Origin of the sequence: Belnapia moabensis DSM 16746, from assembly GCF_000745835.1 — a bacterium.
Classification (GTDB): domain Bacteria; phylum Pseudomonadota; class Alphaproteobacteria; order Acetobacterales; family Acetobacteraceae; genus Belnapia; species Belnapia moabensis.
Genome location: NZ_JQKB01000146.1, coordinates 1 through 7,567 on the forward strand (window position 1 = coordinate 1; position 7,567 = coordinate 7,567).

The 7,567-nt window shown below is 63.5% G+C and carries 8 protein-coding genes; 4 read left to right on the top strand and 4 right to left on the bottom strand.

From position 1 onward, the window contains the following. Nucleotides 1–303 (top strand): transposase (locus tag EP26_RS34045; protein WP_342669134.1); only part of this gene is annotated, 303 nt, incomplete at its 5' end. Between the two features lie 290 nt (nucleotides 304–593). Here the strand turns inward: EP26_RS34045 and EP26_RS28630 are convergent. Both EP26_RS28630 and EP26_RS28635 read right to left on the bottom strand, forming a co-directional pair. After that, a complete protein-coding gene (locus EP26_RS28630) occupies nucleotides 594–1,220 on the bottom strand; it encodes an antibiotic biosynthesis monooxygenase family protein (protein ID WP_043344415.1) in 627 nt (208 codons plus the stop codon). Between the two features lie 228 nt (nucleotides 1,221–1,448). Then, nucleotides 1,449–1,640 carry a CsbD family protein gene (locus EP26_RS28635; protein ID WP_043344416.1) on the bottom strand — a complete coding sequence of 64 codons (192 nt, stop codon included), beginning with the start codon at nucleotides 1,638–1,640 and terminating at the stop codon, nucleotides 1,449–1,451. Nucleotides 1,641–3,717: 2,077 nt separating this feature from the next. Here EP26_RS28635 and EP26_RS28645 point away from each other — a divergent pair. Next, nucleotides 3,718–3,966, top strand: coding sequence for a hypothetical protein (locus EP26_RS28645; RefSeq protein WP_043344420.1), 249 nt, complete (start codon nucleotides 3,718–3,720; stop codon nucleotides 3,964–3,966). Between the two features lie 290 nt (nucleotides 3,967–4,256). Here the strand turns inward: EP26_RS28645 and EP26_RS28650 are convergent, their stop codons facing one another. Then, on the bottom strand, nucleotides 4,257–4,601 hold the full coding sequence (locus EP26_RS28650; protein WP_084113103.1) for a nitronate monooxygenase: 345 nt from the start codon (nucleotides 4,599–4,601) through the stop codon (nucleotides 4,257–4,259). A gap of 314 nt (nucleotides 4,602–4,915) precedes the next feature. On the opposite strand from EP26_RS28650, the gene EP26_RS28655 reads away from it, so the two are divergent. Further along, entirely contained in the window at nucleotides 4,916–5,872 is a 957-nt protein-coding gene (locus EP26_RS28655; RefSeq protein WP_043344424.1) for a hypothetical protein, read from the top strand. A 1,107-nt stretch (nucleotides 5,873–6,979) separates the two neighbouring features. Continuing rightward, the gene (locus EP26_RS35740; RefSeq protein WP_157033900.1) at nucleotides 6,980–7,123 is read left to right on the top strand and encodes a hypothetical protein; all 144 of its coding nucleotides are present in this window, start codon (nucleotides 6,980–6,982) and stop codon (nucleotides 7,121–7,123) included. 164 nt (nucleotides 7,124–7,287) lie between these two features. On the opposite strand, the gene EP26_RS28660 is transcribed toward EP26_RS35740, so the two are convergent. Next, a partial coding sequence (locus tag EP26_RS28660; RefSeq protein WP_043344426.1) for an IS5/IS1182 family transposase occupies nucleotides 7,288–7,567 on the bottom strand: 280 nt, incomplete at its 5' end.

Consider the following 7,567-nt stretch of genomic DNA (forward strand, 5'->3'; position numbering starts at 1 on the left):
GGCGCCGCCGCGATCATACCGCCCCGAAAGAACGCCAAACCCTGGAAGGCCGATGGCGCCGGGGCGATCGCACGAAATGAAGCCCTCCGTGCATCGCGGCGCTTTGGTCGGACTATCTGGCGACGATGGAGCGGCTATCACCGCCGAAGCCGCGCAGAGACCAAAATGCACTGCATCAAACTCTTGGGCCAACGCCTGACGGCAAGAGACTTCGACCGCCAGGTCGCCGAGTTCCAGGTTCGTGTGGCCGTCTTGAACGGCTTCACCGCGCTCGGAATACCCGTCACCGAAGCCGTAGGATGAGGCTGTCCGGGGAAAGGGGAACCCTAACCGTCAGCTCATTTGTGCAACAGAGCCGGTTCGACCCGGCAACTTGCAATGGGCGGAGCTTGGGCATGCGGCTGCTGGTCGCCCTCGCCCGGCCGGGGCGGGTCTGGGTGGACCCGGCGGACGGCCGTCGTATTCTCGTGCGGCTGCTAGATCGGGCTGCGCCTGGGGCTAACTAGCCGGGCAGTATGGCCCGGGATGCCGGAGGCTTTTAGCAGCATTGCGCAGCAGCGCCGCCCGACCAAGAACGTCTCCCCGACGGTGCCCTATACCGCCGCCAGCACCGCCGTCTCACCCATGGTCACCTGCGGCTCCCGGTACGCCATCTCGCCCAGTTGCTCGCGCATGATGCTCAGCACTTCCTCATGCGAGTGTGTCGCATGCTCGCGGCTGTCGAATAGCGAGACGGAAATGGCGCGGTCCGGTGCGGCCTCGTCCCGGAAGGCGTAGAAGCCGCGGAAGCCCGGTGCGTCCATGATAGCTGGGAGCGTGTGCTGGCTTACCGCCGAATGCATGGCCTCAGCTTGCCCAGGTAGCCCGCGGTAAGTGCGGACGACAATAAAGAGGGCCTGCTGTCGGTCCGTCATCTGCCCCTGCGCGTGTGCAATGGAGTCAAAAACGGTCTCACCGGCCACAACCTCCGGCGCCTCGGGCATGAGGTCGCGCATGTTGGCCTCGATCCATTCCCTCACGCGCTGGTCGGCCTGCATCGCCGCGTCCTTGTCGTCGAATATGCCGACCGAAAGGGCGGTGTTGCCCTCCTCCGTGACGAATGCGCAGTAGCCGCGGAAGCCGGGCCGTCTGTCAACGAGCGGCACGATGTGGTCGCGCGTCCGTCGCACCACCTCCTCGGCGGAGCCGCTGAGTCTGGTCCTGCGGATCACCACGTACATGGCCCTTCCTCCCGTGTCGCCCGGCCTGCCCGGAGGGCGCCTCCGCTATAGCCAGGAGCACTCGACGGACGCCAACGCGTCAGGAGGCGGAGAGGCTGAGCAGGCGGAAACCGTAGAGAGGGGCCTCATGCCCGCCGGAGCGCGATTGCCGCGGGTCTGGTCCGTCGATAGCCGGATCGGGTTATGGGAAACCTGAGCGCTGAGACGCCGCCGCAAACCTCCGGCTGATCAGCGTTTGGCCTTGTCAGTTGCATTGCGCGCCGCGTCTTTGACGCCACCAGCCGCGCTCTGGGCCGCGCCCTTAGCCTTGTCCATCTTACCCTCGGCCTGCGTCTTAGTGTTGCCGGTCGCTGAGCCAACGGCGCCCTTCACGGCACCCTCCGCCCGGTTGGCCGCGCCTGAGATGCGATCCTTGTCCATGATGTCCTCCCTCTGCTTCCGTTTCGGTAAAGGTCGAACACGATGCAGGCTAGCGTGTCGGCCCCACCTGCCCGGGGACCCGGGCGGACTGCCACTACCAGCAGCGCTAGACACCGTTTCGTGGTTAGCGTCGCTCGCTTTGCGCTGGCGGCCTCCGTTGGGGATTGGCTGCCGTAAGGCTGCTTAGCCCGAGCAAAGCGACCCAGCCGAAATTCGTCCGCTCGACATCGGGTCGAACTCGGAGAGGTGGTCTCGGCGGGAGGGCTAAGGGCGGTGCGGCAACGCCGACCTCAGCGACCACGGGGACGGTGGCCTCGGCGCGAGCCTGAGCGAAAGCCAAGGCACATTGAGGACAGGCGTAGAGGACCGCCACCCAGAGGCGCCCTCGCATGTTCGTCTCCCTCCCCGGCTTGATGCCGGGTGCTTGGTGAATGCAACTGTGAGACTTTTGTCGCGCCGACGGGTATAACTTTCTCGCTCACGGCCGCCCGCAGTATAGGCGCCGGAGTGGCTGGCCTAACCGCGTGGGCAGAAACGGTCACCGGCCGCCCGCCACCCCATCATGCCACCAACCCAGTCCTCAGTGTCGCCCAGGAGCCCACTGAACTGGGTTCGGGGCGGATCATAGAGTTCAACCCGCTCCATCACCAAGCCATAGAGGGAATGCTGCTGCTGTTGACTGGTGGCGCCGAGCCGTTCAGCCAGCATGTCGAACCACGCTTCGTGCCGCCGAGGATGAGGGAAGCAACCATACCGCCCCCACCAATCGGCGAACTCTGCCTCAATCGTGGTGCGCCACCTCATTCGAACCGGCTCGTCCCTCGCCTGTAACTCTTGCGCTGTGAAAGCACGCGGCATTGGGACCGAATGACGCTGGTCGGGTTCAGGCTGGAAGGGAACAGGCGGTGGAAGCTGTCCCTGGTATGGCGCCGTGGGCGGCGACAAAGGCTGGGCCGGGTATGGCTCGGCGCGTGGTCGGGCTGCTGGGGGACCAGCAATGGGCGGTAGCGTCTCGGTCGTCTGCGACCACGCCTGGGTACCAAGAAGGGCCACAAGAACGATCATGTGAAACCGTGTTTGCATGACGCGCACCTCTCAGGATCAACGCAAGTGCCGGGCTACAGTCGCCGCGTCCAGATGGGAATGGAGCCAGTCGTACGCGAGCCAAGCGTATGCCGTTGCGGAGGTCGGTTTGACGAAGCGGACAGATCAAACCGCACGCCGAGAATGGTAACCGAGGCGTTCTGCGGATGACAGAATCGGTGACCGCCTGATTGCTGGCGGCCCATGCCGCGTTGAAATCGGCGACAGCAGGACGTAGCCAAGCTAAACTGTCTGGTGCGCTCGGTTGCGGGCCGCGCCTTTTAACATAATGCCTTGTCAGTGCTCTGAGCCAGCATCCCTCTGGTAAATCCGGCGGCCGTTGGTCTGCGCAGCCGGGCGGAGCCGTTAAGTCACTTCTCAACGGCATTTCGCATTCCCGAACGGCGACCGCATTGTGAAGGCTACGGTTGGGGCTTCTTCTGGGCTGGTGCGTTTAGCTCCTACTTTCACAAAGGAGGAGTAATATGATGCGCAACTTTACAGCCGCGCTGCTCGTCGGGTTGGTTTCACTCAGCTTGACGGCATGCGGCACAAGCCCCGGCGGACGCGCCGTCTCGGGGGGCCTGCTTGGAGCAGGAGCGGGTGCTGGCGTGAGCGCCTTGACGGGTGGCAGCGTTGGAACAGGTGCGCTTGTTGGTGGCGGTGTGGGTGCCGCAGGCGGTGCTCTGACAGCACCGAGCCGCAGCTACGGTAGTGGCGGATATTCAAGCGGCCGTGGGTATCGCGGTTACTGATCACAATCGCAGTTCAGCCTGGGCGGTGGTCTCGGCTAGTCCGTTCTTATTGACGAAAGGCTGATAGCGGATCGGCGACGAAAATCGGGTACAGGCCGGAGTGCGCGGGCGGTGCCGGGTGGAACAGGGCAGCGACCAGCGGCGGGACCTTTAGGTTCCGCCTGAGGCGAAGCGTGTTTCATGTCGGGAATGGCGCGCAACATCGTCGCCGCGGTGGATGGTGAGAGGAAGGTGCCCCGATGAGCGAAGAGCAACCCAAGCTTGAGGAGCAAGAACTCATCCAATACGCTGAGGAGGTTGATCATGAACTCACACAACTACGCGTTGCGGTTTGGGACCTCATTGACGACCTCGATGCCACCGGAGGCTTCGTGGAGCTTGAGGCTGGTCATGGCGGCGACGGGCCAGTGACCCGCCTTTGCAGAATGACCTCGAAGCCCCTCCCGCCCATGCTCAAAACATGGTTGGAGAAAGGGGATGCCGAGTAGCCATCAGCGGCACCTCCGCAAAGTTCACCATCACTGCCATGGCTGCGCCATCATCCAGCCCGAACCGCGACACCCCCTCCCCCTACATTCCGGCCCTAAGGAGCACCAGTCGGGGGTTCCATTGCGCAAGAGCGCGTGACGATGTTCGCCGCAACCAGCACCGGCAGCCCGATCGCATCTAGCACCTCCTCAAGCTGTGGGGAGGTACCAATGTTGCCGCGGGCATTGCCCTCTGCACCAATCCCGTGAGCCACCACGAAGTCGCAACCAGCCGCCTCAGCCGCTATGGCTTATGCCTGGGAGCCTACCTGCCAAGCGGTCAAGGCGCTGCCTGCGTAAACCATCTCGACCAGCCTTGAGTCGGGTTCGCCGTAGGAGAACTCCGCGGCTCTGGCCGACCGGCCAGCGATCTCGATGCAATGGAGATCGAGCAGTGGCCGGTTGGGTTCGCCCTGGATGTGCAGCGGCGAGACCATGAAGTTGTCCCCGAACGGCTTGGAGGTAAGCCCATGTAGGCGGTCGAGCATCGCCGAGAGTGTCGCCGGGCTTAACCCGCCCCGGGCAGTGCCGAGCACGCCAAGGCTACCCGCCTCCGACACAGCGGCGCCCAGTTCGGGCGGCGCCAGCGAGCCCATTCCGGCGTCTGGATCGGCATTGTACAGCCAACCAGTTCGGTGACATTTGTGGCGGTCATGATCCTGCCTTCAGCCGGTTCGACAAGGCTCGTTCGTCACAGGTGGGATCGTTAACGGCATAATGATGTTAGCTGCCACCTCTCCGTATCGGAATCGCAGGAGCGTGACCGCGATTTCATTGCCGAATTTCGGTTTTCGGCTACGCAAGATGCATGACCGACCTAAGCGACCAGCCTCCGCGTGAACGCGCTCCTCTCTTGCTTGCTTTCGGCGAGCATGCAGGCCGAATGGCTGCCCTAATCCGGGTGAAGCCAATGCTCATCGCTCGGCTGATCGTTGCACCCCGCGAGGCCGTGCATTCGGTCGGGGCGTTCCTCCATCTTGCACCTGATGCGTGCCGGCCGGACGGCGAGGTTGCCTGCGTGATCAATGACAGCAACCCGCGCGATCTCCTCGCCGCTGCGTTGCCGGGGAGTCCGTCGCGCCTCTACCGAGCGCTCGACCGTGCGGGAGATCGTGTTCACGGCCAGGAGTTTTACAGAAGGGTTGGCAAAGTCGCCGCCGGTCCGTTCGCCGATGCCATGCTCGAAGCCAAGGCGATCGACGATGCCTGCCTCACCTACTGCGAAGCGCTTTCCGTGATGGACCCGGAGGTGGCTGCGATCTTCGCCGCGCTGCGTGACCGATACCATGCCGAGTTCGCCGACAGCTTGGTGGCATTCCTCCGCGCGCACAGGGCAGTCGGAGAGAACGACCTTCGCTTTCCGCCAAGGGCTGGGCTGCCGGCCCTGGTGCGGCGGCTGATAAGAGCCCTTGGGCGTATCCCGGCACCCGATCCCGGATTTGAAGTGCCGGCGCCGTATCGGCGGATCACCAGCACTGACGAACTTCAGCGTCTCGGCAGGGAATTTCAAAACTGTCTTGCGCTGCACAACTGGGGAGCGGCCGAGCACCATCTGCGGCTCATCGACGGATCAGGCGTCTATCTCGTCGCCGACGATCCGCGCCTCTTGGTAGCGCTGCACCGGGTCGGCAACGGACTGTGGGTGCTCGACCAATGCGCCGGGCCGAAGAATGAGGCGCCACCAGAGGGCGCCCAAGCGGCACTCCTAAGGGGCCTTGCTGCGAACGGGGTGAAGGTGCTGACCACCGACCCGCAGACCGCCCTGGCGCGGCTTTATGGCGCAATCCGGCGTCACCGCGGACCTCAGGATGATGACCTGAACGAGGCGGTGGATGATGAGGATGATGGCGAGGAGGTTGCAGCCTAGGGCAGTTTAAGGTGGGGTCGGATGGGTGCCTCCGAGGCGCGTATTGGATTCCACTACCGCTCAGCGGGTCGGCCACGAACTCGGCACCACATGCGCCCGATCCATCGCGCGGCACGCTCAAGCCAGACCTTGAGCCGCGGGATGTCGTCGCTCATGAGCGCCAACCCAAGTGGCAACATCCATAGTCCGAGGACTGGAAGGATGGAGAGCGTACCACCCAGGATGAGGAAGGCAGATACGAGCAGCCGCACCGCCTTCCGCGGAGGGTATCGCAGCCACGTCACGCCAGCCTGAACCCGCCTTGGCAGCTTGTTCAGAAGATGCACAACCCTGGCATCCCAAGCCTGTACCATCACTGTGTTCATTGCACGGAAACGCATCAGGGAGTCTTCTGGATGCATTGAAGTCATCGGTGAGGCAATCATGTTGGCGCCTGCTGCGGGCCACCATGAAGCTCCGGCGAACAGCCGGCAGGCCACCTTCCTGATCATACGGAGGCGGTCAGTCACCGACTGCTTTCCGTATCCGTGGACGGCATGCCGACTGACAGCGGCAACGTGCGGTGGTGCCGCGGGCGAGCGGCCTCCCTGAATGGCTCACATGAGTGGTAGGCGCCTGCTCAGCCAGCGCCTCGGGAATGGCCGCTGCCCAGACCATCGGCATTGCAAGCAAGAGATGAGAGGGCGTCGTCCCCGATGAGGGATCGAGGCGCGTCAAACTTAACCAACTCGGGCAGAGGTACCCAGAGACCGCCGCGAGGTTGATCCGAGAAAGGGAGCAGACCTACGTGCGCTTGCGGCCAGCGTGATCCCCGCGCATCTGTGCGCCGATTGGAGCGTTGCGGATTATGAGCAACGTCAATGCCACCCACCCCATGAAAGCGAAACCCAAGCTATGTTGAGACTTCTCTCCAAACTGGCCGTGCTGCGTCAGATTATCCGCCTGTTCCGGAGGCGCTAGACGGCCCCGCCTCCACGATCTGGCACCCGGCCACGCTGGAAGTGGACGCCGCGGATGTACTTTCTACATACCGAAACAGAAGGATGACCCACCAGAGGCCACACCCAAGCCAAGCCTATTGCAATCCGCAGAGCGGGAGGCTAATTGATGCAGCGCAGCATCACGGCTTCCGCCGCGATGCTGGCCTTTCTTGGACGTTTCCTCCCTAAACTCGGCGGCGTTCGCTTTGCGGGCGTCGCCTTCTTTTTGCCTGCGGGAAGCGAGCGCACCATAGGATGCGCAAGCAGGTAGCGCCAGTAAAATTGCATGCAGCCAGGAACTCTGGCCCGATCAACCTTTATTGGACTCGCTAGCGGATGCACTTCAACTTCCGCACCATAGCATCGAGTCAGATGGCAAACGCCGCAAAGCGCCCTTTGCCCGCTGCCCGGCCACTTAGAGCCCGTCCGAGAAGTTTATGAGCGTGCCAAGCGCCTTGCCATCAGCTTGATCATCGCCAAGCGGATCAGGGCAACCGAGCTTCGCACCAGGTTTTCGAGGTTGCGCGCGAGACGGCGGCAGCGTGTCAGCCATGACAGCGTCCGCTCAACAATCCACCGCTTGGGCAACACGACAAAGCCGCGCGCGCCCTCGGCGCGACGCACAATGTGCAGCCGCCACCGGCCGCTGCGCCGCGCCGCACTGGCCGCACGTGGTCCCTGGTATCCGGCATCGGCGAAGATGGTGCGGAGGAAA